The organism is Rheinheimera fenheensis (assembly GCF_039871805.1).
In the GTDB taxonomy this organism is placed as follows: Bacteria; Pseudomonadota; Gammaproteobacteria; order Enterobacterales; family Alteromonadaceae; genus Alishewanella; species Alishewanella fenheensis.
Window position 1 is genome coordinate 185,804 of sequence record NZ_JBDPJM010000003.1, and the last position, 21,210, is coordinate 207,013.

At 50.3% G+C, this 21,210-nt stretch carries 23 protein-coding genes; 8 read left to right on the forward strand and 15 right to left on the reverse strand.

The window, feature by feature from the left end:
• Positions 1 to 76 precede the first annotated feature (76 nt).
• The 3 genes from mgtE to soxR all read right to left on the reverse strand — a co-directional run bounded on the left by mgtE (position 77) and on the right by soxR (position 2,943).
• Entirely contained in the window at positions 77 to 1,426 is a 1,350-nt protein-coding gene (gene mgtE / locus ABGI61_RS06390) for a magnesium transporter (RefSeq protein WP_347598594.1), read from the reverse strand.
• A gap of 20 nt (positions 1,427 to 1,446) precedes the next feature.
• A complete protein-coding gene (locus tag ABGI61_RS06395; RefSeq protein WP_347598597.1) occupies positions 1,447 to 2,409 on the reverse strand; it encodes a magnesium transporter CorA family protein in 963 nt (320 codons plus the stop codon).
• 81 nt (positions 2,410 to 2,490) lie between these two features.
• Positions 2,491 to 2,943, reverse strand: coding sequence for a redox-sensitive transcriptional activator SoxR (soxR, locus tag ABGI61_RS06400; RefSeq protein ID WP_347598600.1), 453 nt, complete (start codon positions 2,941 to 2,943; stop codon positions 2,491 to 2,493).
• A gap of 95 nt (positions 2,944 to 3,038) precedes the next feature.
• Between soxR and ABGI61_RS06405 the strand changes: the two genes are divergently transcribed.
• The 3 genes from ABGI61_RS06405 to ABGI61_RS06415 all read left to right on the forward strand — a co-directional run bounded on the left by ABGI61_RS06405 (position 3,039) and on the right by ABGI61_RS06415 (position 4,517).
• Positions 3,039 to 3,488 carry a VOC family protein gene (locus ABGI61_RS06405; RefSeq protein ID WP_347598603.1) on the forward strand — a complete coding sequence of 150 codons (450 nt, stop codon included), beginning with the start codon at positions 3,039 to 3,041 and terminating at the stop codon, positions 3,486 to 3,488.
• On the forward strand, positions 3,485 to 4,033 hold the full coding sequence (locus tag ABGI61_RS06410; RefSeq protein WP_347598606.1) for an NADPH-dependent FMN reductase: 549 nt from the start codon (positions 3,485 to 3,487) through the stop codon (positions 4,031 to 4,033). The genes ABGI61_RS06405 and ABGI61_RS06410 overlap by 4 nt, the downstream gene beginning before the upstream one ends.
• A gap of 73 nt (positions 4,034 to 4,106) precedes the next feature.
• The gene (locus ABGI61_RS06415) at positions 4,107 to 4,517 is read left to right on the forward strand and encodes a VOC family protein (RefSeq protein ID WP_347598609.1); all 411 of its coding nucleotides are present in this window, start codon (positions 4,107 to 4,109) and stop codon (positions 4,515 to 4,517) included.
• Between the two features lie 62 nt (positions 4,518 to 4,579).
• On the opposite strand, the gene ABGI61_RS06420 is transcribed toward ABGI61_RS06415, so the two are convergent.
• From ABGI61_RS06420 to ABGI61_RS06450, 7 genes are all read right to left on the reverse strand, one after another.
• Positions 4,580 to 6,439: a DUF885 domain-containing protein gene (locus ABGI61_RS06420; protein WP_347598612.1), complete on the reverse strand. Its 1,860-nt coding sequence runs from the start codon at positions 6,437 to 6,439 to the stop codon at positions 4,580 to 4,582.
• Positions 6,440 to 6,535: 96 nt separating this feature from the next.
• Positions 6,536 to 7,678 (reverse strand): radical SAM family heme chaperone HemW, encoded by a 1,143-nt coding sequence (hemW, locus tag ABGI61_RS06425; protein WP_347598615.1) that lies wholly within the window; start codon positions 7,676 to 7,678, stop codon positions 6,536 to 6,538.
• Positions 7,678 to 8,304, reverse strand: a complete 627-nt coding sequence (gene rdgB, locus ABGI61_RS06430; RefSeq protein ID WP_347598618.1) for an RdgB/HAM1 family non-canonical purine NTP pyrophosphatase — start codon at positions 8,302 to 8,304, stop codon at positions 7,678 to 7,680. The genes hemW and rdgB overlap by 1 nt, the downstream gene beginning before the upstream one ends.
• A 6-nt stretch (positions 8,305 to 8,310) precedes the next feature.
• Entirely contained in the window at positions 8,311 to 8,694 is a 384-nt protein-coding gene (locus tag ABGI61_RS06435; RefSeq protein WP_347598621.1) for a DUF4426 domain-containing protein, read from the reverse strand.
• 142 nt (positions 8,695 to 8,836) lie between these two features.
• Positions 8,837 to 9,376 carry a YggT family protein gene (locus ABGI61_RS06440; RefSeq protein WP_347598624.1) on the reverse strand — a complete coding sequence of 180 codons (540 nt, stop codon included), beginning with the start codon at positions 9,374 to 9,376 and terminating at the stop codon, positions 8,837 to 8,839.
• A 19-nt stretch (positions 9,377 to 9,395) separates the two neighbouring features.
• Complete coding sequence (proC, locus tag ABGI61_RS06445; RefSeq protein ID WP_347598627.1) at positions 9,396 to 10,220, reverse strand: pyrroline-5-carboxylate reductase; 825 nt, start codon at positions 10,218 to 10,220, stop codon at positions 9,396 to 9,398.
• Between the two features lie 20 nt (positions 10,221 to 10,240).
• A complete protein-coding gene (locus ABGI61_RS06450; protein ID WP_347598630.1) occupies positions 10,241 to 10,912 on the reverse strand; it encodes a YggS family pyridoxal phosphate-dependent enzyme in 672 nt (223 codons plus the stop codon).
• A gap of 30 nt (positions 10,913 to 10,942) precedes the next feature.
• Between ABGI61_RS06450 and ABGI61_RS06455 the strand changes: the two genes are divergently transcribed.
• The 3 genes from ABGI61_RS06455 to ABGI61_RS06465 are packed head-to-tail and all read left to right on the forward strand — an operon-like array spanning position 10,943 to position 13,584.
• Complete coding sequence (locus ABGI61_RS06455) at positions 10,943 to 11,995, forward strand: type IV pilus twitching motility protein PilT (RefSeq protein ID WP_008219476.1); 1,053 nt, start codon at positions 10,943 to 10,945, stop codon at positions 11,993 to 11,995.
• A gap of 6 nt (positions 11,996 to 12,001) precedes the next feature.
• A complete protein-coding gene (locus ABGI61_RS06460) occupies positions 12,002 to 13,126 on the forward strand; it encodes a PilT/PilU family type 4a pilus ATPase (protein ID WP_008219475.1) in 1,125 nt (374 codons plus the stop codon).
• A gap of 20 nt (positions 13,127 to 13,146) precedes the next feature.
• A complete protein-coding gene (locus ABGI61_RS06465; RefSeq protein ID WP_347598635.1) occupies positions 13,147 to 13,584 on the forward strand; it encodes a CBS domain-containing protein in 438 nt (145 codons plus the stop codon).
• Here the strand turns inward: ABGI61_RS06465 and ABGI61_RS06470 are convergent.
• Positions 13,581 to 14,270, reverse strand: a complete 690-nt coding sequence (locus ABGI61_RS06470) for a lytic transglycosylase domain-containing protein (protein ID WP_347598638.1) — start codon at positions 14,268 to 14,270, stop codon at positions 13,581 to 13,583. The two genes, ABGI61_RS06465 and ABGI61_RS06470, sit on opposite strands and share 4 nt — an antisense overlap.
• A gap of 80 nt (positions 14,271 to 14,350) precedes the next feature.
• Positions 14,351 to 15,691 carry a DUF3422 family protein gene (locus ABGI61_RS06475; protein ID WP_347598641.1) on the reverse strand — a complete coding sequence of 447 codons (1,341 nt, stop codon included), beginning with the start codon at positions 15,689 to 15,691 and terminating at the stop codon, positions 14,351 to 14,353.
• Positions 15,692 to 15,997: 306 nt separating this feature from the next.
• On the opposite strand from ABGI61_RS06475, the gene ABGI61_RS06480 reads away from it, so the two are divergent.
• Positions 15,998 to 16,876, forward strand: a complete 879-nt coding sequence (locus ABGI61_RS06480) for an EamA family transporter (protein ID WP_347598644.1) — start codon at positions 15,998 to 16,000, stop codon at positions 16,874 to 16,876.
• Positions 16,877 to 16,885: 9 nt separating this feature from the next.
• Here ABGI61_RS06480 and ABGI61_RS06485 read toward each other — a convergent pair whose 3' ends face one another.
• The gene (locus ABGI61_RS06485; protein WP_347598647.1) at positions 16,886 to 17,371 is read right to left on the reverse strand and encodes a fasciclin domain-containing protein; all 486 of its coding nucleotides are present in this window, start codon (positions 17,369 to 17,371) and stop codon (positions 16,886 to 16,888) included.
• A gap of 212 nt (positions 17,372 to 17,583) precedes the next feature.
• Here ABGI61_RS06485 and ABGI61_RS06490 point away from each other — a divergent pair, with 212 nt between their 5' ends.
• Positions 17,584 to 18,015: a CBS domain-containing protein gene (locus tag ABGI61_RS06490; RefSeq protein WP_347598650.1), complete on the forward strand. Its 432-nt coding sequence runs from the start codon at positions 17,584 to 17,586 to the stop codon at positions 18,013 to 18,015.
• Here ABGI61_RS06490 and ABGI61_RS06495 read toward each other — a convergent pair whose 3' ends face one another.
• Both ABGI61_RS06495 and ABGI61_RS06500 read right to left on the reverse strand, forming a co-directional pair.
• Positions 18,016 to 18,798 (reverse strand): class I SAM-dependent DNA methyltransferase, encoded by a 783-nt coding sequence (locus ABGI61_RS06495; RefSeq protein WP_347598652.1) that lies wholly within the window; start codon positions 18,796 to 18,798, stop codon positions 18,016 to 18,018.
• A gap of 111 nt (positions 18,799 to 18,909) precedes the next feature.
• Entirely contained in the window at positions 18,910 to 21,063 is a 2,154-nt protein-coding gene (locus ABGI61_RS06500) for a S46 family peptidase (RefSeq protein WP_347598655.1), read from the reverse strand.
• Positions 21,064 to 21,210 lie beyond the last annotated feature (147 nt).

Here is a 21,210-nt window from a genome sequence, read left to right on the forward strand (position 1 = left end):
TTTGCCTATTGTAAAAGCCGACGCTTGTGCTGGCAGCAATAAAAGCTGCTACCAGCGCAAATATAGTTATTGCTTTTTATGCCAACAGAAATAATGAGCCTAAACCGAGGAAAGCAAAAAAACCAATGACGTCGGTTACGGTGGTTAATATGACCGAGCCGGATAATGCCGGGTCAATATCCAGTTTTTCCAGCCAGATCGGAATTAACACGCCGGCAATCGCAGCCACCACGATATTAATAATAATAGCCATGCCAATAATGCCACCGATAATCCAGTCGCCGAACCAAAAGTAGGTGGTCACAGCTATGACGAATGCCCACAATACGCCGTTAATAGCACCAACGCCCAACTCTTTGCGCAGCAGGGTTAAATAGGTTTTTGGCGTAATTTGCTCCAGAGCCAGGCCGCGGATAATCAGCGTTAAGGTTTGGCTGCCGGCGATACCGCCCATGCTGGCCACTATAGGCATCAGTACTGCAAGTGCTACCACCTGCTGCAAGGTGGCTTCAAACAGACCTATGGTCCAGGCAGCTAAGAAGGCGGTTAACAGGTTAATGCCCAACCAAAGTGCACGGCGTTTGGCGCTGTCTACTACAGGGGCGAACAAATCTTCTTCTTCATCCAAACCGGCCGTGTGCATAAACTGGCTTTCCAGGCTTCTACGCACGTTCTCCAGTGCTTCACCTATCGATAGCCGGCCGAGTAATTTGCCCTCAGCGTCCACCACGGCCAGCGCGGTATAGCCAGAGCGCGAAACGATGTCTGAGCCCTGGTCCAGTTCCATTTCGCCTTCCACCAATGGCGCGTCTTTATCAATCACTGTCTCAATCGGTAAGTGACTGCCCAGGCCCAGCAGTTGGGTTGCGTGCACCAAGCCGACATAACGGCCGGTGCGGTCGACTACAAACAGGGCGTCATGGTATTCAGCATCATCGGCCAACTGGCGGAATAAGCGGATAGCATCGCGTACCTTGGCGTTTTTGTTGATGATAAGCATGTCGTGGTCGGCATAACGACCACATTGATCTTCAGCATAACCCAGTGCGGTATCCAGCCAGCGCCGCTGGCTGGCGTCTAGCCGGGAGCAAGCATAATCATAAATACGCTGTGGCAGTTCATCCAACAGCTCAATGAGATCGTCAACCGCCATTTCCTCAACCAGACTACGCAGCTGCGCTTCGTCCAGTTGCTTAAAAATGTTGTCACGCGCATCAACCCGCATATAGGTTAGGGCGGCAATCTGATCTTCACTGTGCAGCGTTAACCAGGTGGCAACCCGCTGCTCTACCGGCATAGCCTCCAGCGCGATGGCAATTTCTTCCGGCTCTAGCTGGCTTAGTTTATCAGTTAAATGCTCAGCTTCGTTCTCATCAAAGCTGTCGCGTACTATCTCTTCAATATCCAGCGGTTGGTTTTCAGCCATTTACCACTCCTGTGCCGGTATTACCACCAGCCGCGTATTTTAAACCAAATTAAACCGCCCACGCCGCCCAGCGCCATGGCAATTAACACCAGAAAATAAGCATTAGGCATTTGCAGCTCAGGCATATACACGAAGTTCATGCCGTAAATACCGGCAATAAATGTCAGTGGAATAAAAATGGTACTGACGATGGTTAATACTTTCATGCGTTCATTAATTTGATGCGAGGTGGTAGACAAATAGCCTTCTACCAAATCACTTAATTGGTCATAGTATAAATCAGTCATGCTGTGCAGCCGCTCAAATTTTTCATAAAAATCACGAATTTCACTGCTGTTAAATTGTTTTAGTAGTGGGTTTTGTTCTTCATACAGTGCATCTGAAAAGATATCTTTTTGATAAGCCAGGTTGCGGTTAATTTTTCGAAGCACCGAGCGATAACGCATAATAAGCGCCATTTGCTCATCATTACCGCGATGCAGCATGGTATCTTCGAGCTCACTTTGTTCATCTTCAAACTTAATCAGCTTTTCCAGATAACTGGCCGACACCGCCAGGATCAGCTGTTTTACCCATTCGGCAATGCTTGGGCTTTGCCCGGCGAGCATTTGTGGGCTGAGCTGCGCCAGTAAAGCTGCATTGTGGCAGCGTACTATGCTAATTAATACTTGCTTAGAATACAGTAGGTTAACTTGAGCGCTTTGAGTGTATTCACTAAAGTCAGCATCAGCATAGCCGCGTAAAATCAGCAAGGTAAAGTCGGTTTGTGCTTCCAGTTTGGGTGGGTGACGCTGGCGGCTGAAATCTTCCACTATGGTTGGCGTAATAGCAAAGCGCTGCAGTACGCTAAGCTGCTCATCGCTGCTGGCGTCAGTTAAATTAATCCATACCCGGGCATCAGCCGGTATAATTTTTGGCAGTTGGCTTAAGTTACGGCTATGCCAGCTTTGGCTTTCTGGTTCGAAGTAGTGAATTGAAATCATAGCATTTTCCAGCTTTGGCCTGTGTTTACAGCATACCTACAAATGCGGTGTTAGCGCAAACGAGGCGTGTAAAAGCGTGAATTAAGGTAACGTCGCACCTTGCTGTAAAATAACGGCTCCGAGCCCCTGCTCAGCTAATTTATCTTCCGGGTTATAAAGCGGGCAACTGTGCATACTCAGGCAGCCGCAACCAATGCAGCCGGTCAGGTAGTCCCTTAGCCTCTGCAGATAGGCAATGCGGGCGTTCAACGTCTGTTGCCAGTTTTTCGATAAGTTTTGCCAGTCTTCTACCGTTGGCGTGCGGTTATCCGGCAGCGATAAGAACGCCTGTTTGACTTCTTCCAGGCTTATACCCATCTGCTGCGCGGCTTTAATAACCGCAATGCGGCGCAAGACATCCGGTTTATAGCGGCGCTGATTGCCCGCGTTACGCCAGCTTTTAATCAGGCCTTTTTGCTCGTAAAAATGCAGGGTGCTGACTTTCACGCCACAGCGTTTCGCCACCCGCCCCACACTCCATGTTGCTTCTGCCATGCATTGCTCCGTTTTTGCTCAGATAAAAAAGTACTTTACCTCAACTTGGCTTTAGGTTTTACCCTGCTGGCTAACTTAATGTAAGGAGACCCTGTATGTATTTAGAACACGTTAATCTGGTCGTGGCCGACATGGATGCCATGCTGCATTTTTACCGCGCTGCCTTTCCACACTGGCACATCCGTGATGAAGGCCATGGCGAATGGTATGGTAAACCACGCAAATGGCTGCATTTTGGCGATGACTACCACTACCTGGCACTCAGCGACCACGGTGAGGGGCAAAACCGTAAGCTGGAAGGTCACAGTGTGGGGCTGGCGCATTTTGCTTATGTCACCAACAATCTGGCGGCGGTTATCAACCGCTTACAAAGCGCCGGTTATGCTATTGCCAAACCGGGCGCAACCGAGCCTTATCGCAAAAATGTGTATTTTATTGATCCGGCCGGTTTTGAAGTGGAATTTGTCGAGTATTTAAGCGATCTGCCGCAACAGCGTAACTTGAATCAGGATAAAGCTCAGCGTAACGAGCAGGAGGCACTATGAAGATCCTTGCTTTTGCTGCCAGCAATAACCCTCAGTCTATTAATCAGCAGCTTGCTCTGAGCACCGCCAGATTACTGCCGCAGGCCAAAGTGGAAACACTTAAGCTTGATGATTATGATTTGCCGGTTTACAGCGAACAGCGTGAACACGCGCTGGGTGTACCGGAACAGGTAACGGCTTTCTTACAGCGTATTGCCGTTGCTGATGGTCTGATTGTGGCTTTTGCCGAACACAGCGGTAACTTCACCGCAGCGTTTAAAAACTTGTACGACTGGGCCTCACGCTCTCAGCGGCATATTTTTCAGCACAAGCCGGCGCTGTTTCTTGCTGCCGCACCCGGGCCGGGCGGGGCGCAGAGTGTGCTGCAAACAGCGGTAAACGCCGCCCCCTACATGGGCGCCCAGCTGACGGGTGCCGTGTCGGTTGCTAACTTTTATCAGGTGTTTGACCACGACGCACAGCTGGTAAAAGACAGTGCCGTATTTATTCAGCTGCAGCAGGCTGCACTTGAGCTACAACAACATATCCAGCAGCAGGCCGCCTAGCCTGCTGTTTTTTGCTTGTGTTATTAACCTCAGGCTCTAGACTTGGCGTCATTTGACTGGATGGGAAAGTATTGTGACCGATACGATACAACAACAATTGGGCAGTGTTACCCTGCTGGTACATGACTATGACGAGGCTATAGCGTTTTACACTACTAAAATGGGCTTTGTATTACTGCAAGATACCGATTTAGGAGCAGGCAAACGCTGGGTACAGTTAAGCCCGCCAGGCAGTAATGGCGCTAACCTGCTGTTGGCCAAAGCCAGCAAGCCTGAGCAAACTGTAGTAGTTGGTAATCAGGCCGGTGGGCGGGTATTTTTGTTTTTACACACGAATGATTTTTGGCGTGACTACCAGGCTATGGTAGCTAAAGGTGTGCAGTTTAACGAATTACCCCGCGAAGAGCCTTATGGCACCGTAGCGGTGTTTGAAGATCTATACGGTAATAAGTGGGATTTACTGCAGCTAAATGCAGAGTGTTAATTTCGGTGCAGTGGCAAAGAAACAGCCGGCCAAATAGCCGGCTGTTTCTATCAGCTTGTCAGTTATGCTGCTGTTGCAGCAATATACTCTTCAACCAGTTGTTCCAGTACATCCAGCGGCACGGCACCGTTTTTTAGCACCACGTCATGGAACATGCGGATGTCAAACTTATCGCCCAGCGCGGTTTTGGCTTTTTCGCGCAGTTCAATAATTTTAATCATGCCGACTTTATACGCCGTGGCCTGTGAGGGCATTACAATATAGCGCTCTATGGCTTTCTCAATAGCGGTTGCGGTATTGGGTGTATTGTCCAGCAGATACTGAATCGCCTGTCCGCGGCTCCATTTTTTCGCATGGATACCGGTGTCTACCACCAGGCGGCAGGCGCGCCACAGCTCCATGGCTAAACGGCCAAAGTCAGAGTAGGGGTCCTGGTACAGGCCAATTTCTTTTGGCAGCAGTTCAGTGTATAAACCCCAGCCTTCGATATAGGCCGTGTAGCCACCAAAACGGCGAAACTTTGGCATTTCAGTCAGCTCTTGAGCGATCGCCAACTGCATATGATGGCCGGGTATACCCTCGTGGTACGCCAGTGCTTCCAGCTCGTATTTGGGCATATCGCTCATGCGGTATAAATTAGCGTAATAAATGCCAGGGCGTGAGCCATCCATTGACGGCTGCTGGTAAAATGCTTTTCCGGCTGTTTGCTCACGAAATGGCTCTACGGCTTTAACAATCATGTCGGCTTTGGGTTTGACCAGAAACAGCTCATCTAAGCGGGTGCGCATATGGTCTATTACCGCCGTCGCGTCAGCTAAATAAGCCGCTTTGCCTTCTGCCGTATCCGGGTAGTAAAACTGCGGATCGTTTTGCATAAAGTCAAAAAAGGCTTTTAAGTCATCGTCAAAGCCTGTTTGCTGCATAATGGCGCGCATTTCGCTGTGGATACGTGCCACTTCGTCCAGTCCCAGTTGGTGAATTTGCTCTGCAGTCAAATCTGTAGTGGTAGTGCGTTTAAGCGCATTATTGTAAAACTGCTCACCGTCTTTAAAACGCCAAACGCCATCAACAGTGTCAGCTTGCTGCTCCAGCTGCTGTAAGTAGCTTATAAGGCCGTTATAGGCTGGTTTTACACTGGTCAGTAGTGCCACAGTGGCTTCGTCGAGCAGCAGTTTCTTACTGTTCTCATCCAGCGAAAGTGCGGCCACTTTTTTACTGAAATCGGCCATTAAGGTGCTGGGTTCGCTGGCATCAAAAGGTGCGCCTTTAATCACATTTTCGCTGGCGGAAATCACATGGGGAAAAACAAACTTAGGCGCGATAATGCCGGCCTCAGCGCGCTGCGCTAATTGCTGTTGCAGTTGGTTAAAAAGCGTTGGTACTGCATTTAAGCGCGCGATATACGCTTTGGCATCTTGCTCATCGCTGATGCTGTGCTGGTTAATCAGTAAAGACGGCACCTGTGAGTGGGTACCAAACATCTGGTTTACCGGGTAGCTGTATAGGCGCCATTTGGCATCGGCCAGCTCTTGCTCTATGTTACGTTGCATCAGCAGGTAACTGACGCGCGTTGCATCATCTAGCTTACTGCTGTCGATGGCTTGCAACATAATCTGGTGTTGCCTCGTTAGTTCAAGCCCTGCCTGATAGTGTGCATCAGATAAATCTCGCCATTTATCATAATCATCTTTAATGCCCAGCCTGGTTTGCAAAACGGGATCGCGCCGCACGTTATCCATAAAAATTTGCTCAAACAATGCGTTGGCTTTTTCGCTTTCGCTCTGCAGTGGTTGTTGAGCCTGTTGTGGTGCAGGTGCGGTGGTTTGCTGTGGGCCACAGCCAGTTAGTAAGGCTGCGCTTATCGCCAAGGGGAGCGCCAGGCTGCGTAGATTAGCCAGTTGCGGTAAATTAGAGAGTGTCATGCTAGTTCCCTGTGTTTTAGCTAACTTTATTCTACGTCAGTACAGGCAGACTAACAGCCCGACTATCGCAGTTAAGCGGCGCTACACCCCGCTTTGTTAAATAAACAGGGTTAGCAAATCGTTTAAGTAGCGTGCGCCTTTATCGGTAATTTGCCAGTGGCTGTCGCTGACAGTTAGCAAGCCTTTTTGTTCGGCATCGGTTATAGCGTTGTCAATATAGCTAAGCGGCAAGCCGGTATAAGCGGTAAAGTCGGTTTTGGGGCAGGGTTCCAGCAGGCGAAAACGGTTCATAAAAAACTCAAAGGGTCTATCTTCCGGCTCAACCTGCTCGCGACTGTCAACATAGCCCCGGGTCATATCCATATAGCCTTTGGGGTGCTTAATTTTGACCGTGCGTAAAATACTGTTGCGCGAGGGCAGGGTAATTTTACCGTGTGCGCCACAGCCAATACCCAGATAATCGCCATAGCGCCAGTAGTTCAGGTTATGCCGGCATTGCTGGCCAGCCCTGGCGTAGGCTGAAATTTCATATTGCTGGTAGCCATGTTGCTGCAGCAGCGCCAACCCTTGCTGCTGAATATCCCACAGCGTATCGTCTGGCGGTAATACCGGCGGGCGCGAGGCAAAAGCGGTGTTGGGCTCTATGGTAAGCTGGTACCAGGATAAATGCGGTGGGTTCAAATCAATGGCTTGTTGTAAATCGGCCAGCGCACCCGCTATATCCTGCTGCGGCAAGCCATGCATTAAATCAAGGTTAAAACTGTTAAGCGGTAGCTGTTGTGCCAGGGTGGCGGCGCGTATGGCTTCAGCACTGTCGTGAATACGCCCCAGGGCTTTTAATTGTGCCGTTTGAAAGCTTTGTACACCAATAGAAAAGCGCGTTACACCACCTGCGACATAGCCGGCAAACCGGTCGGCTTCTACCGTGCCGGGGTTAGCTTCCATGGTCACTTCCATGTCGTCAGTACAGTGTATGCGCTGTTTAACGCCGGATAAAATCTGGGCAATACCGGCTGCTGAAAAAACACTGGGCGTGCCGCCGCCGATAAAGATGCTGCTGATACTGCGGCCTTTCACCAAGGGCAGATCCTGATCTAAATCGGCCAGTAAATGGGCGATATATTCCTGCTCTGGAATACCTTGTTTTACCGCGTGCGAGTTAAAGTCACAGTAAGGGCATTTTTGTATACACCACGGAATATGAATGTATAACGCCAGTGGCGGCAGTTGCAGTGCCACTAGTTAGTGCCCTGGTTGGCTGAGTGGCTTTGCTGGCTGAGCAGGGCGATAAGTTGTGCCAGTGCGCGGCCACGGTGGCTAAGCTGGGCTTTGCGCTCACGGCTAAGCTCGGCGCTGGTGCAGCCTTCTGAGGGCACAAAAAACACCGGATCATACCCAAAGCCGCCATTGCCGGCGGGTGTGGTAGTAATAATGCCTGGCCAAACGCCGTGGCACACCAGCGGTGTAGGATCTTCCGCGTGGCGCAAATACACCAGCACACAATGAAATTGTGCGCCGCGCTGGTGTTCCGGCACAGCCCTAAGCGCATCGAGTAGTTTGGTGATGTTATCGCTGTCAGTCGCGCCTTCGCCGGCGTAGCGGGCAGAATAAATGCCGGGTGCGCCTTGCAGTGCATCAACTGCAAGGCCTGAGTCATCGGCAATAGCCGGTAAACCGGTGGCCAGCGCTGCATGGCGCGCTTTAATTATGGCGTTTTCGATAAAGGTAAGACCGGTTTCATCGGCGTCGGTCACACCAAGCTCAGTTTGTGGCAGCACCTCGATATTGAAAGGTGCTAACATTTGGCTTAATTCGGCCACTTTACCTTTATTGCCAGTGGCCAGGACGATTTTTTGACTTATCATGCCGTGTTAATCTACGTAAAATGTTTGCACAAAGCTAAGCTGTTGCTGCTTATTGCCCTGCTGTAGGTTAAGGCTAAAGCTATAACGCTGCTCATGGTGAAATGGCAGTTGGGCCAAATAATAGATGGCATCACCTTCAACAACCTCAGTAAACTCCAGCTGACGTACCCGGCCTTGTAAATCTTTGGCATTGCCGCTAATGGCGACTTTTTCAGCCTGCTGGCTGGCGCTATTGAGCACCGAAATATTCACAATGCCATTGTATTTGCTGCGCTGCAGCCGGTATTGCTGGGCAACTTCGGGCGTTAACAGCGGCGAGGGAAAGGCAATATAGTGCACATCCCAGTTACCTAACGTTATTTTTTGCTCGGCAAGGCTGCTGAAGCTCACAACCAATCCTAGCAGCACGGAAATAATAAAAGCGCGCATAATTGACCTCACAAGGTGAAATAAAAGCGCCTATTACAGCGCTTTATAACTAAGAAGGCTTAAGTATAGTGTTTTAGCCAAGGCTAGACTGGTTTTATGCTACTTATAGCCCCGGAAACCAGCCGCTGAATAAAATATTTAAAAACTGCAGGCCAATCAGTACCACCAGTACCGATAAATCCAGCCCGCCCATCGGTGGCAGTATACGGCGCACCGGGCGCAGCAGTGGCTCGGTTAGTTGGTGCATCACGTATTCTACCGGGCTTCTGCCCTGGCTAAACCAGCTGAGCAGAGCACGTATCACTAAAATCCAGAACAGCAGGGTGAAAATTTCTTTTAGCAGAAAAATCACCGAGAAAATCAGGCTGGGTACCCACTGCACCTGGCCGCTTTGCAGAAGTTGCAGCACAATAAGTTTAGCCAGCATGATGCCATAAGCCAGTAGCAGGGTGGCGGTGTCTAAACTGCCTATGCTGGGAATAGCCCGGCGCAGCGGCAACACCAAGGGGTTGGTGGCTTTAACCACGAACTGGCTGAACGGGTTATAAAAGTCGGCTCGCACCAGCTGCAGCCACAAGCGCAGTATCACAACCATCAGGTACAAACTAAAGGCGGTGTCGATCAGAAACAGCACAGCTTGCATAGGCTCTCCAGGCTAAAAATTATAAGGTTTGCGCCATTTCCTGCGCCCGTTTTATCGCGGCATACATGGCATCAGAAACCATTTTTTCAAGGCCCTGATTGGCAAAAGTGGTTACGGCTTCGTGCGTAGTGCCGCCTTTTGAGGTTACCTGGGCACGTAGGTCGGCAAAGCTGTGCTCGCTGTTAAGCGCCATCGTGGCAGCACCCAGTGCAGTTTGCGCCACCATTTGCTTGGCTTGCGCGGCATCAAAGCCCAGCTGCTCAGCCACTTGCTGCATGGCCTGCATAAAGAAAAAGAAGTAAGCCGGTGAGCTGCCGCTAACGGCAATAATGTGGTCAATTTGTGCTTCGCTATCCAGCCACACATTCATGCCGGTACCGCTGAACATATGATCAACAAAGGCTTTTTCATAATTTGAGCAGGCACTTGGGAACAACCCTGTTACGCCAAGGCCTACCAGTGACGGCGTGTTGGGCATGGCGCGCACTAACCGTACCTGTCCCAGCCACTGCTGGTAACGTGCCACGGTAATGCCGGCCGCCAGGGTAACAAACAGCTTTTCGCTAATTTCCGGCGCGGCGTCAACAAGCGCAGTACAGACTTCTTGCATCATTTGCGGTTTAACGGCCAGCACAATCACATCGGCTTTTTTTACCGCTTCAATATTATTAAGCGTAGTCTGAATGCCAAAATCGGCTGCCAGGGCTGTTAATTTGGGCTGGCTGCGATTGGCGGCAATAATGTTGTCAGCCGGATAGCCGGCCTTGACCATAGCGGCAATCACACAGCGGGCCATATTACCGGCACCTATAAACGCAACCATATTGTCATTCATCTGTTTCATTTTTCCCCATTTGCTTGCTGTTACTGTCGGGCGCCAAAAATGGCGGTGCCTAATCGTATCATAGTTGCGCCATAAGTCAGAGCCAAAGGCCAATCGTCTGACATGCCCATTGATAACTCAGTGGCATCAGGATAGTGCTGTTGCAGCTTAACCGACAACTGCTGCATGGCGGCAAACGCCTGCTCACTGTCGCCCGGCGCCGGTATTGCCATTAAACCTTTTAGTTGCAGCATCGGAAGGCTGGCAACCTGCTCAGCCAGCGCCAACATGTCATCTGGTGTGATGCCGGCTTTGGTTGGCTCAGCGCTGATATTCACTTGCAGCAGCACCTTTAATTTGCCAAGGCTGGCTGGGCGTTGATCGCTAAGCCGCTGGGCTATTTTCAGCCGGTCAAGGCTGTGCACCCAGCTGGCGTGTTCTGCCACCAGCTTGGTTTTATTCGATTGCAGTGGGCCAATAAAATGCCACTGAATATCCTTGTATACCTCCAACTCGGTGGCTTTATCGGCCAGCTCTTGCGGATAGTTTTCGCCAAACTGTCGCTGGCCAGCCTGATATGCGGCCAGTACCTGTGCAGCGGGCTTAGTTTTACTGACCGCAATCAATGCTACCGGCTGCTTGATACCTGCGCTCTGGCATTTTTCATTCAGGTTCTGATAGGCGAGGCTAAGTTGTTCTGCTATGTTATTCATATCAATTGGCAACGTGGAGTATAAATTGTCATGGATATTACCGAATTATTGGCCTTTAGTGTGCAACATAAAGCATCGGATTTACACTTATCTGCCGGCGTACCGCCGCTGATCCGGGTAGACGGTGACGTGCGCAAGTTAAACATTCCGCCACTGTCGCATAAAGAAGTGCACGCCTTGGTGTACGAAATTATGACTGACAAACAACGTAAAGAATACGAAGAAAATCTCGAGTCAGACTTCTCCTTTGAAGTGCCTAATTTGGCCCGCTTTCGTGTTAACGCCTTCGTGCAAAACCGCGGTGCCGCAGCGGTATTTCGTACTATCCCCAGCGAAGTATTAACGCTGGACGATTTGGGCGCGCCGGATATCTTTAAAACTATCGCCGAAAACCCGCGAGGTTTAGTGCTGGTAACGGGCCCAACGGGTTCGGGTAAATCTACCACGCTGGCGGCGATGATTGATTACATTAACACCATGCGCCACGACCACATCCTCACCATTGAGGACCCGATAGAATTTGTTCACACCAATAAGTCCAGCTTAATTAACCAGCGTGAAGTACACCGTGACACGCACAGTTTCAGCAATGCGCTGCGCTCCGCGCTGCGGGAAGACCCGGATGTGATCCTGGTGGGTGAATTGCGGGATTTAGAAACCATTCGGCTGGCGATGACCGCTGCGGAAACTGGCCATTTAGTGTTTGGCACCCTGCACACCACCTCGGCGCCTAAAACTATCGACCGTATTATCGACGTGTTCCCGGGTGAAGAAAAAGACATGGTGCGCTCGATGTTGTCAGAGTCGTTACGTGCGGTTATCTCGCAAACGCTGCTGAAAAAAGTCGGCGGTGGCCGTATTGCGGCGCACGAGATCATGGTGGGGTTGCCGGCCATTCGTAACCTTATTCGTGAAGATAAAATTGCCCAAATGTATTCGGTTATCCAAACCGGTGCCGCCCATGGCATGCAAACCATGGATCAATGCCTGGTCAATCTGGTTAATCGCGGTTTGGTGACGCAAAAAGATGCGGCTGCCAAAGCGCAGGATAAGAATACCTTTGGTGCCATGGGTAGGATCTAAACCACTATGCAACTAGAAGACTTTCTGGAAAAAATGGTGGCACAAAAGGCCTCCGATATGTTTGTCACCGCCGGCATGCCGGTGGCGGCAAAAATTAACGGTGAACTGCTGCCAATTGACGAAACGCCGCTGACCGATGCCACCTCGCTGAAGCTGGTGCTATCAGCGATGAATGATAAACAGCAGCAAGAGTTTATGACCAGTAAAGAGTGTAACTTTGCTATCGCCAACGACAGCGGCCGTTTCCGTGTATCAGCCTTCTGGCAGCGCGATTGTGCCGGTATGGTGGTGCGCCGCATTGTTACCAAAATTCCAAACGTGGATGAGCTGGGGCTGCCACCGATCATGAAAGAAGTGATCATGTCCAAGCGCGGCCTGGTGCTGTTCGTCGGTGGTACCGGTACCGGTAAATCAACTTCACTGGCAGCATTGCTGGGCTACCGTAACCGCAATGCCAAAGGCCATATTCTGACCATTGAAGACCCCATTGAATTTGTGCACGAGCACCATAAAAGCCTCATTACTCAGCGCGAAGTGGGTATTGATACGGAATCCTTTGAGGCAGCACTCAAAAGCTCGCTGCGTCAGGCGCCGGACGTGATACTCATCGGTGAGATCCGCAGCCAGGACACCATGGAGTATGCGCTGTCGTTTGCGGAGACCGGCCATTTGTGTATCGCCACACTGCACGCGAACAATGCCAACCAGGCGATAGACCGCATAATGCACCTGGTGCCCAAAGAGATGCATCAAAAGCTGTTGTTCGATTTATCGCTTAACCTGCGCGGCATAGTGGCGCAGCAACTGGTACCTACGGCCGATGGCTTGGGCCGGGTTGCAGCCATTGAAGTATTGCTGAACTCGCCGCTGATTGCCGATTTAATTGCCCGCGGCGAGATGGGCGAAATTAAAGCGGTGATGACAAAATCGCGCGAGCTAGGGATGCAAACCTTCGACCAGGCGCTATACGATCTGTATCAGGCTGGTCGCATCAGTTACGCCGATGCGCTGCACCATGCCGACTCACCGAACGATTTACGCCTGATGATCAAGCTGCGCAGTGGCGACACCAAAGGGGCAGGTTTCCTCTCGGGTGTGACTATCGAAGGTTTTGAAAAAGACGATAATTAACCGGTTAGCGCGAGGTGGGTATGAGTATCAGCCATATTATGACGCACCGTAATAAGTTGGTGACAACCACGGCTGATGCCAGCCTTGCCTCGCTGCGCGATGTGTTTGCCAAAGCCCGCTTTCAGCATGTGCCGGTAACCGATGCCAGTAACCGTATGGTGGGCATTGTATCGGTGAAAGATTACTTTCGTGAGTTAAGCCCGGTAATGGATGCCGCCACTGATCCGGCGATTGGCTTATTTATCCGCTCGCGCAAGGTACATCAAGTCATGGTGACGCCGGTCATTACTATCACTGAGCAGACTACCGTGAAACAGGCTGCAGCGCTGTTACTGCAACATAACATTAGCTGCTTGCCGGTGGTGGATGAACAAAAACATTTGCTTGGTATAGTATCGTGGAAAGATATATTACGTGCTGCTCTGAGCAAGCCCGCACCGGTTAATACGGCTGGCTAACCAGCTTGCTGATAACGCCGGTGTAATATGGCCACCCGCTCAACATAGGCTTGGGTTTCGGCAAAAGGGGGGATGCCATTGTATTTTTTCACGTTACTGGGGCCGGCATTATAGGCTGCCAGCGCCAGCTGTAAATCGCTGTTATGTTGTTTTAGTAAACTGGCCAGATAGCGGCTGCCAGCAATGATATTCTGCTCCGGGTGGCTTGGATCGGCTACGCCTAAATAGCTAGCCGTTTGCGGCATCAGTTGCATTAAGCCCACAGCGCCTTTTTTCGATACCACCTGTGGCCGGAACGAGGATTCAGCATGAATGACGGCGCGTATAAGTGCCGGGTCCAACTGATGCTGATCGGCCGCTTTAGCAATAATGCGGTTATAGGGCTTGGTGTACAGTGGCACTGTGTGCCAGTTCACTGTCGATACCGGATCACAAGCAAAACAGTCAAATCGCATCACCTGATAAGGCCGGTTTACTGGTTGCCGGTCTGAAAACAGCGCTGTGCCATCCTGTTTTACCGACTTATACACCGCAATGTGCGCCGGGCGAGCCTTGGTTGCAGGGCTATGGTCCGTCAATGACTGCCCCGGGCTAAGTTTACGCTGCGTTTTTTCAGCATCAGCTGCTGGCGTATTGGCCAGACAGGCAACACTGAAGCAACTTACCAGCACAGCGACACGTAACATCCCAGCTCTCCTGAAAACCAACCGCAACAACAAAAAAGCGGATCGCAAGTAAAGCACTAGTCTGGTGAATTCTCAAGCATTCAGTGGGTTTTATCACGATCTGTCGTGTGCTTACCGGTATCCGTTTGTCGCGATTCCTGCTCTGGCGAGGCGCGATGTAGCTGCCGATTAAGCCAAAAAAATAGCAGCCCCACACTTATCAGCACTACAGGCACACTCAGGCTTTGCCATAGCGCCAAATTAAAAGCGACAAACCAGTGACTTAATGCGTTGAGGGCTTTATCAGTCAGTTGTAAGGCATAGTAACTGATGGCGACCAGCGATAAGCCCTCAACCATTTGTTGCATGCGCAATTGCAGTTTGGCTCTTTGATCCATTGATGCCAGTAGCTGCTGGTTTTGTTGCTCTAAGGTTAGGTTGATACGGGTTCGTAACAGCTCCGTAGAGCGGCCTAAGCGGCCTGACAGCGCATTTTGCCGAAAGACTACCGACTCACTGGTGCGAAACGCCGGAGTTAAGCGCCGCTCGGTAAAATCCTGTAACGACAACATACCCTCAATGGCCGCCTCGTCCAGGCTTTTAAGCCTGTCCAGCGTCAGTTGATAATAAGCTGCAGTCGCTTGTAAGCGTGAGCTATTATCGGCAATTAAATGTTCGGTTTGCGCCGCCATGGTGGTGATTTCATTAAGCAGGCGCTCGTCAGCATTGTTTTTATATTCGATACGCTGGGTTATGTCGGATAACTGCTGCTCCAGCAAATTCAATTTGGCCAGTGCCTGACGTGCTACCGGCCAGCCCAGTAATGATAGTTTGCGGTAATTGCCAAGGTCAAACAGTTGCTGCACCAGGCGGCCTAACGCCGCCGGCGTTAAGCCGTTATCCAGCAGCAGCATGCGGCCAGCGCCTTCAGCATGCTTTTGAAAGTCAGTCCAGATCCGCGCCTGCTGCCCCGCAAGGTGGCTGCTAATACAGTTGTCTTTGTTAAACAGGCTGTCAATGTCGCCAAGCTCAGCCAACTGTGCTGGTGTGATAATGCTCAGTTGCACCACACGGAAAATCTGCCCAGGGATCTGGCTTAGCCAGTCTTTGGCGGGTAAAAAATCCAGAGGGTCGTCAAATAGTTGTTTGTCATGTGCCGGGCGGATAAAAATGTAGCTGGAGAACTCACTGTGTTTTTCAAAGCGTAACATGCCGCCAAACAGAGGCAGGTTAACGTCCTGTGCGGTTTCACTAAAATGGCCGCCCTGTGCATTGGCTAATTGCTGGATAAAACTCAGCTCGCTGCTACGTGAAGCGGGTGTTACCGTAAGCATAAACTGGCAGAGCCGGCAGGGCGCCGTCAGTGCAGGGAAAGTACGTTGCTGCAGCTCTTTATCGAGGATATCGCGCAGTGGATGGCTGCGGTGTTGTAAGCCAGTCATAGTAAGGCTCCTGTGTCAGGGGACGAAATGGGCGTTGAGCACAATACTGTTACAGCTAATAAGCAGGTGTTGTGCCAGCCGTATTTGTTTGTCACTATGCCGGCTAAATTAAGTCTAAACCTTTGCTGTAAAATGATATTTTTCTGAATGTTGCGCGGCTTTTGTGTTTCAGCATTGAAAGGAGGCTCGTTATTTGCCCTGAAATAACGCAAAGATGACGCAACTCAGTGCGTTGCGGCTTATGTTTTCGTGAGCTGCGATCTACAATACGGCTGTCGCATCTTCTACTCCCATTCGGATCGCTTTATGTCTTTATCTGTTAACCGCAGTCTGGTTGTCGCCATCTGTAGCGTGTTGCTGGCGATGGTGACTATCCAATCTGGTGCCTCTATTGCCAAGCAGCTGTTTCCGCTGATTGGCCCGGACGGTACCACAGCGCTGCGGCTGGGCTTTTCGGCGCTGGTGCTATGGCTGGTATTCAGGCCCTGGCGATCCTTGCCCCAAGGCCGCGATTGGCGGGCGATAGTGGTGTATGGCCTGTGTCTGGGTGGGATGAATATATTGTTTTATCTGGCGATCGCGCGCATTCCACTGGGTATCGGCGTTGCGCTTGAATTTACCGGGCCTTTGGCGGTGGCGCTGTTTTCATCGCGGCGTAAACGCGACCTGATCTGGGTAGCCTGTGCCATTGCCGGTATTTTACTGCTGCTTCCCGATATGCGCGGTGCCGATGCACTGGATCCTGTCGGTGTAATGCTGGCACTTGCGGCCGGTGCCTGTTGGGCCGGTTATATTTTGTTTGGAAAAAAAACCAATACCCAAAGCTCGGGCGGTATTATCGTAGCGCTGGGTATGACAGTGGCGGCCGCAGTGCTAGTGCCAACGGGGTTCATTACTCAGGGCATGGCGCTACTAAGCTGGGAGGTGCTCCCGTTGGGCTTTTTAGTCGGTATTTTATCCAGTGCCATTCCGTACTCATTAGAGATGGTGGCACTGCGCAATATGACATCACAAAATTTCAGCGTGTTTATGAGTATGGAACCTGCAGTCGCTGCTTTAGCGGGTTTTCTCATTCTGGCAGAGCTGTTAACACTGTGGCAGTGGCTGGCAATATTGCTGGTAATAGTGGCGTCGCTTGGGAGTTCGTTAACCTCGTCTCAGAGCAAGGCGTCTGAGACGAGTTAACAGGTGGGATTACTTAGGCATTACCACGCTGTCTAGCACATGGATCACACCATTGCTGGTAACGATGTCAGTAGCAATCACCTGAGCGCCATCCACAAAGACTTTGCCGTCTTTTACTTCAATCGCCAACTCCTGGCCCTGTACGGTTTTGGCTGAGGTTAATTTCACTACGTCAGCCGCCATCACTTTGCCAGCGACAACATGGTAAGTCAGTACATTAGTCAGCGCGGCTTTATCGGCGACCAGCGCGTTCAAGTCAGCCGCAGGGATTTTGGCAAAGGCCGCATCATTGGGAGCAAATACGGTGAATGGGCCTTCACCTTTTAAGGTATCTACCAGTTCAGCTGCTTTTACGGCGGTTACAAGGGTAGAGAAGTTGCCGGCTGCAACGGCAGTGTCAACTATATCCGCTTTAGCTTTGTGGTTGTGTGCCTGCACGCTAAACATTAACGAGCCAGCTAAAATTGTTGTACTGATAAGATGTGACAGTTTCATAGTGTTTCCTTTTTTCGAGTAAAGTTAGACACAAAAGTCGGTTATACAAACGAAAGTGCCAGATGAAGGGATCAGATTTTTCTTTTTCTGTTTTTGCTAAACCAAATAAATTTTGCTGCCGTATGGCGAAAAACTTGATCCAGTTCGCTGCAAGTTACCGGCTTTTTCGCTATATCTAGTACATCAAACTTGTCGTAACACAGGAGCCACTTATGACCATTACCACCGTTGCCCAGCTGATGACAGCCGATCCGTTGTGTGTTACCCGCGATGCCAGCTTAAAAGATGCGCATGATTTAATGCGGCAGAAAAATGTGCGTCATATACCGGTGATCGAACAAAATGGTGAGCTGGTCGGTATGCTGACGCAAAAAATTATGATTGCCAAAGTCATGGGCTTAATGGCGCAATATGGTGCGACAGCACTGGAGCGCAAAGAAAAGCAGCAGCTGGTCGCCGATATGATGGCAACCGATTTTGCCGCGGTAACGCCAGAGCAGTCGCTCAGAGAAGTGGCCGGTTTTTTTGTCAAAAACCGCCACGGCTGTATGCCGGTGGTAGATGAAAACAACAAGCTGAAGGGGATTTTAACCTCGTCAGACTTTGTCCGGCTGGCGGCAGAGTTATTAGAAAAAAGCCACTAATCAGCGTTTTACGCAAACAAATAAGGCGTTGCCGGCCTCGCCATCCCAGCTTTGGATACTGTCATAATTGTGCGCCAGTATGTGCACGTCGAACCACGGTGCCAACAAGGCCTGTAGCTGGCCAAAGTTTAATGCCACCATGCTGTGGCTGTCTTGCCAGTATTGGCTGTGTTGGCTGCAGGTTTTGCTGATGCGCAGCTTTAACAGCTGTTGCTCGCCCTGTCCCTGATAATACCAACCGGACTCGAACACAAAATGCGCGCCGTTGTGCACTGCATCTTGTCGTACGGCGTCGTTATTCGATATTTTGTCTTTATCGACCACGTTAAAGCAAAACACGCCACCTGGGCTTAAATTGGCATGTACCTGCGCAATACAGCGGCTTAGTAATTCAATGCTGGCATTGTAGTGCATGGAGTATAAAAAGCAGGTAACTAAATCAACTTGCTGTGTCAGGCTAAACTGGCTCATATCACCAAGCAAAAACGTAGCTTCGTTACAACGCGCCCTGGCAAGTTCCAGCATCGGCTGGTTTAAGTCTAAACCGATACACTGATAACCGGCACGGAGAAAATGCGCAATATGCGGGCCAGTGCCACACGCCAAATCAAGATGCCGTTTACCGCCGTTGCCAAATAATTGATGCAACCGCTGTACGCTTTGGCTTTGCTGTTGATAATTGATGTTGCTACACATCAAGTCATAGTAAGCAGAGAGATCGGTATAGAGCGAGGTGGACGACAACATAACGGCGTGCCGCTCAGGCAGATTAGGGTGGCGCATTTTATAGCAGTTTTGTCTTGCCGCGAAGCCAGCTTGCGTTAGCTGGAGAAATATTTTTTGCGCTACGTAATCAGATAATAAAAAAGGGCCTTGCGGCCCTTTGTCAGAGCGTTACTTTGCGCCCATCTCTTTTAACAGATTATCGGCGCCGTCCAGCTGCATTTGCCACAGCATAAAACGGTGATCAACCTGAATAGAGCGGGTATTGTCCGGGTTGTAGTCCCAGTCTGAAATTATCGAGTCCAGTGTGCCGTCAAACGCCAGGCCAACCAGTTCAGCCTTACTGTTTAATACCGCTGAACCTGAGTTACCGCCGGTAATATCAAGCGTGGCCAAAAAGTTTACCGGCACTGAATTTAAGCTTTCTACCTTGTATGGGCCATATTGCTTGGCTTTAATGGCGTCTAGCTGGCTTTGTGGGGCATTAAACTCACCTTCGCCAGTGGCCTTAGCGGTAATACCGCGCAGCGTGGTAAACGGTGCCCAGGCGTTGCCATCTTCATTGCCATGAGCTCGGCCTTTTACATTACCGTAAGTGACCCGCAGTGTGCTGTTCGCATCCGGGTAAACCGCCTGGCCTTTCGACTGCATAAAGGCGATTTTGGCGCGCATGTAGCTGGCATAGGCCTGCTGAATTTTACCAGCCAGCTCTTCTTCTGCCGCTTCCTGTTTTAAGTTCCACTTATGTAGTGCAACGGCGGCTTTAACAAAGCTGTCATCTACTGCTGCAATTTGCTCTGGTGTCATCTCCAGCAGGGCATTGCGTTTATCCAGTGTGGTTAAGCCGGTGTTGGCATACCAGCTGTCAATCAGTGCTTTGAGATCGGCTTCAGACATACCATCTTTAATACCCATAACTTTATCAAAGTCACTGTCGCGCAGTTTTTTAGGTTGGGCGGCATAGCGGCTTAAGTTATAAAGATCCAATGCTTTTTCTACACTAACGGCAAAGTTACGCTCCATGCCGGCGACAAAGGCTTTGTAACGCGGTAAATCACGGCTTTGAAAGCCAGCTTTACGCTCGGCATCCGGCTTAGTGCTCTCTTGTGCTAAACGATACAGGGCGCCAGCAACGGTTAACAGACGGGGTTTGGCATTATCCAGTAAATAGTCTTTGCGATCTTTTTCCTGGCTTTGTTTCAGCAGTTTTTCGATGGTTTTTAAATCATCTGCATAGGCTTTTTTATTGTCACGACTGCTGTTAACCCACTGGGTCAATTCAGTATGTTCTGCTTGTTTGCGAGTTAAAAAATCGCTGTCAGCAAAGCTGTCTAACATGCCCTGACGGTTCTTCATGTAGTTGTTAAGCCCTGCCACGCGGCTGGCGTATTTCAGCTCAGCGTCTTTATCGTTGGCGGTTTGCTTGGCAATAATGTCTAGCGTGTTTTTAAAGTGTGCCACAGTGTTAGGGTAGGCCCATTCAAAGGTTTCGCTCACTTCACTGGGTAAACGGTGGCGGTTAGTGCGGCCCGGGTAGCCCATTGCCATCACAAAATCACCTTCTTTCACGCCATCTTTGGCCAGGGTTAAATGAAAGTCTGGTTTATAGGGCACATTGTCGGTGCTGTAATCAGCTGATTTACCTTCAGGGCTCACATAAGCACGGTAAAAACTGTAATCACCAGTGTGGCGCGGCCACATCCAGTTGTCTGTGTCACCACCAAATTTACCTACGCCTTCAGCCGGTGCATGCACTAAGCGCACGTCTTTAATTTCCAGCTGTTTAATTAAGTAGAACTCCAGGCTGCCATAATAAGCGGCTACGGTGCAGCGGTGGCCTTCATCTTTTTCACACTCAGCGACGATGGCTTTTTGGTTAGCTTCAATGGCATCGATACGTTTTTTGCCAGTTAATTTAGCCGTTTTGCCATCAATCACTTTATCGCTGACGTTATCGACCGCTTTGGTAACAAAAATACGGCTACCCGGCGCTGCAGGCACTTCATCCGTTAAATTTTTTGCTAAAAAGCCATTGGCGAGTAAATCATTCTCTGGTGTCGAGTTATGCGCAATGCTGCCGTAGACGCAGTGGTGGTTAGTGGCAACCAGGCCATTTGGCGAGACAAAAGACGCTGAACAGCCGCCAAGACTAACAATAGCTGCTGCTGGGAACTCAGTTAATTTGGTTAAGTCGGCCGGGTCCAGCGCCAAGCCGGCAGCTTTTAATTCGTTGGCAATTTGCGGCAGTTGTTGTGGCATCCACATGCCTTCATCTGCCATGGCGAAGCTACTGGCTAACGCCAGTACAAGTAAGGATTTTTTCATAGCGACTCTTTTATTTTTAGTGTTAACAGAAGTGTTAAACGTACGACCGCGGCTATAGTCTGTGGCAGGGCGGGCCTTGTCAATAGACAGACAAAGGCTGTTACATTTTAATGCGATGGCTAGCGTAATTAATGGGCCCGGTGTGCT

What these genes read in the sequence shown, in the direction of transcription:
- mgtE (WP_347598594.1), bottom strand. Translation starts at nt 1,426, where the DNA reads ATGGCTGAAAACCAACCGCTGGATATTGAAGAGATAGTACGCGACAGC.
- ABGI61_RS06395 (WP_347598597.1), bottom strand. Translation starts at nt 2,409, where the DNA reads ATGATTTCAATTCACTACTTCGAACCAGAAAGCCAAAGCTGGCATAGC.
- soxR (WP_347598600.1), bottom strand. Translation starts at nt 2,943, where the DNA reads ATGGCAGAAGCAACATGGAGTGTGGGGCGGGTGGCGAAACGCTGTGGC.
- ABGI61_RS06405 (WP_347598603.1), top strand. Translation starts at nt 3,039, where the DNA reads ATGTATTTAGAACACGTTAATCTGGTCGTGGCCGACATGGATGCCATG.
- ABGI61_RS06410 (WP_347598606.1), top strand. Translation starts at nt 3,485, where the DNA reads ATGAAGATCCTTGCTTTTGCTGCCAGCAATAACCCTCAGTCTATTAAT.
- ABGI61_RS06420 (WP_347598612.1), bottom strand. Translation starts at nt 6,439, where the DNA reads ATGACACTCTCTAATTTACCGCAACTGGCTAATCTACGCAGCCTGGCG.
- rdgB (WP_347598618.1), bottom strand. Translation starts at nt 8,304, where the DNA reads ATGATAAGTCAAAAAATCGTCCTGGCCACTGGCAATAAAGGTAAAGTG.
- ABGI61_RS06440 (WP_347598624.1), bottom strand. Translation starts at nt 9,376, where the DNA reads ATGCAAGCTGTGCTGTTTCTGATCGACACCGCCTTTAGTTTGTACCTG.
- proC (WP_347598627.1), bottom strand. Translation starts at nt 10,220, where the DNA reads ATGAAACAGATGAATGACAATATGGTTGCGTTTATAGGTGCCGGTAAT.
- ABGI61_RS06450 (WP_347598630.1), bottom strand. Translation starts at nt 10,912, where the DNA reads ATGAATAACATAGCAGAACAACTTAGCCTCGCCTATCAGAACCTGAAT.
- ABGI61_RS06455 (WP_008219476.1), top strand. Translation starts at nt 10,943, where the DNA reads ATGGATATTACCGAATTATTGGCCTTTAGTGTGCAACATAAAGCATCG.
- ABGI61_RS06460 (WP_008219475.1), top strand. Translation starts at nt 12,002, where the DNA reads ATGCAACTAGAAGACTTTCTGGAAAAAATGGTGGCACAAAAGGCCTCC.
- ABGI61_RS06465 (WP_347598635.1), top strand. Translation starts at nt 13,147, where the DNA reads ATGAGTATCAGCCATATTATGACGCACCGTAATAAGTTGGTGACAACC.
- ABGI61_RS06470 (WP_347598638.1), bottom strand. Translation starts at nt 14,270, where the DNA reads ATGTTACGTGTCGCTGTGCTGGTAAGTTGCTTCAGTGTTGCCTGTCTG.
- ABGI61_RS06475 (WP_347598641.1), bottom strand. Translation starts at nt 15,691, where the DNA reads ATGACTGGCTTACAACACCGCAGCCATCCACTGCGCGATATCCTCGAT.
- ABGI61_RS06480 (WP_347598644.1), top strand. Translation starts at nt 15,998, where the DNA reads ATGTCTTTATCTGTTAACCGCAGTCTGGTTGTCGCCATCTGTAGCGTG.
- ABGI61_RS06485 (WP_347598647.1), bottom strand. Translation starts at nt 17,371, where the DNA reads ATGAAACTGTCACATCTTATCAGTACAACAATTTTAGCTGGCTCGTTA.
- ABGI61_RS06490 (WP_347598650.1), top strand. Translation starts at nt 17,584, where the DNA reads ATGACCATTACCACCGTTGCCCAGCTGATGACAGCCGATCCGTTGTGT.
- ABGI61_RS06495 (WP_347598652.1), bottom strand. Translation starts at nt 18,798, where the DNA reads ATGCGCCACCCTAATCTGCCTGAGCGGCACGCCGTTATGTTGTCGTCC.
- ABGI61_RS06500 (WP_347598655.1), bottom strand. Translation starts at nt 21,063, where the DNA reads ATGAAAAAATCCTTACTTGTACTGGCGTTAGCCAGTAGCTTCGCCATG.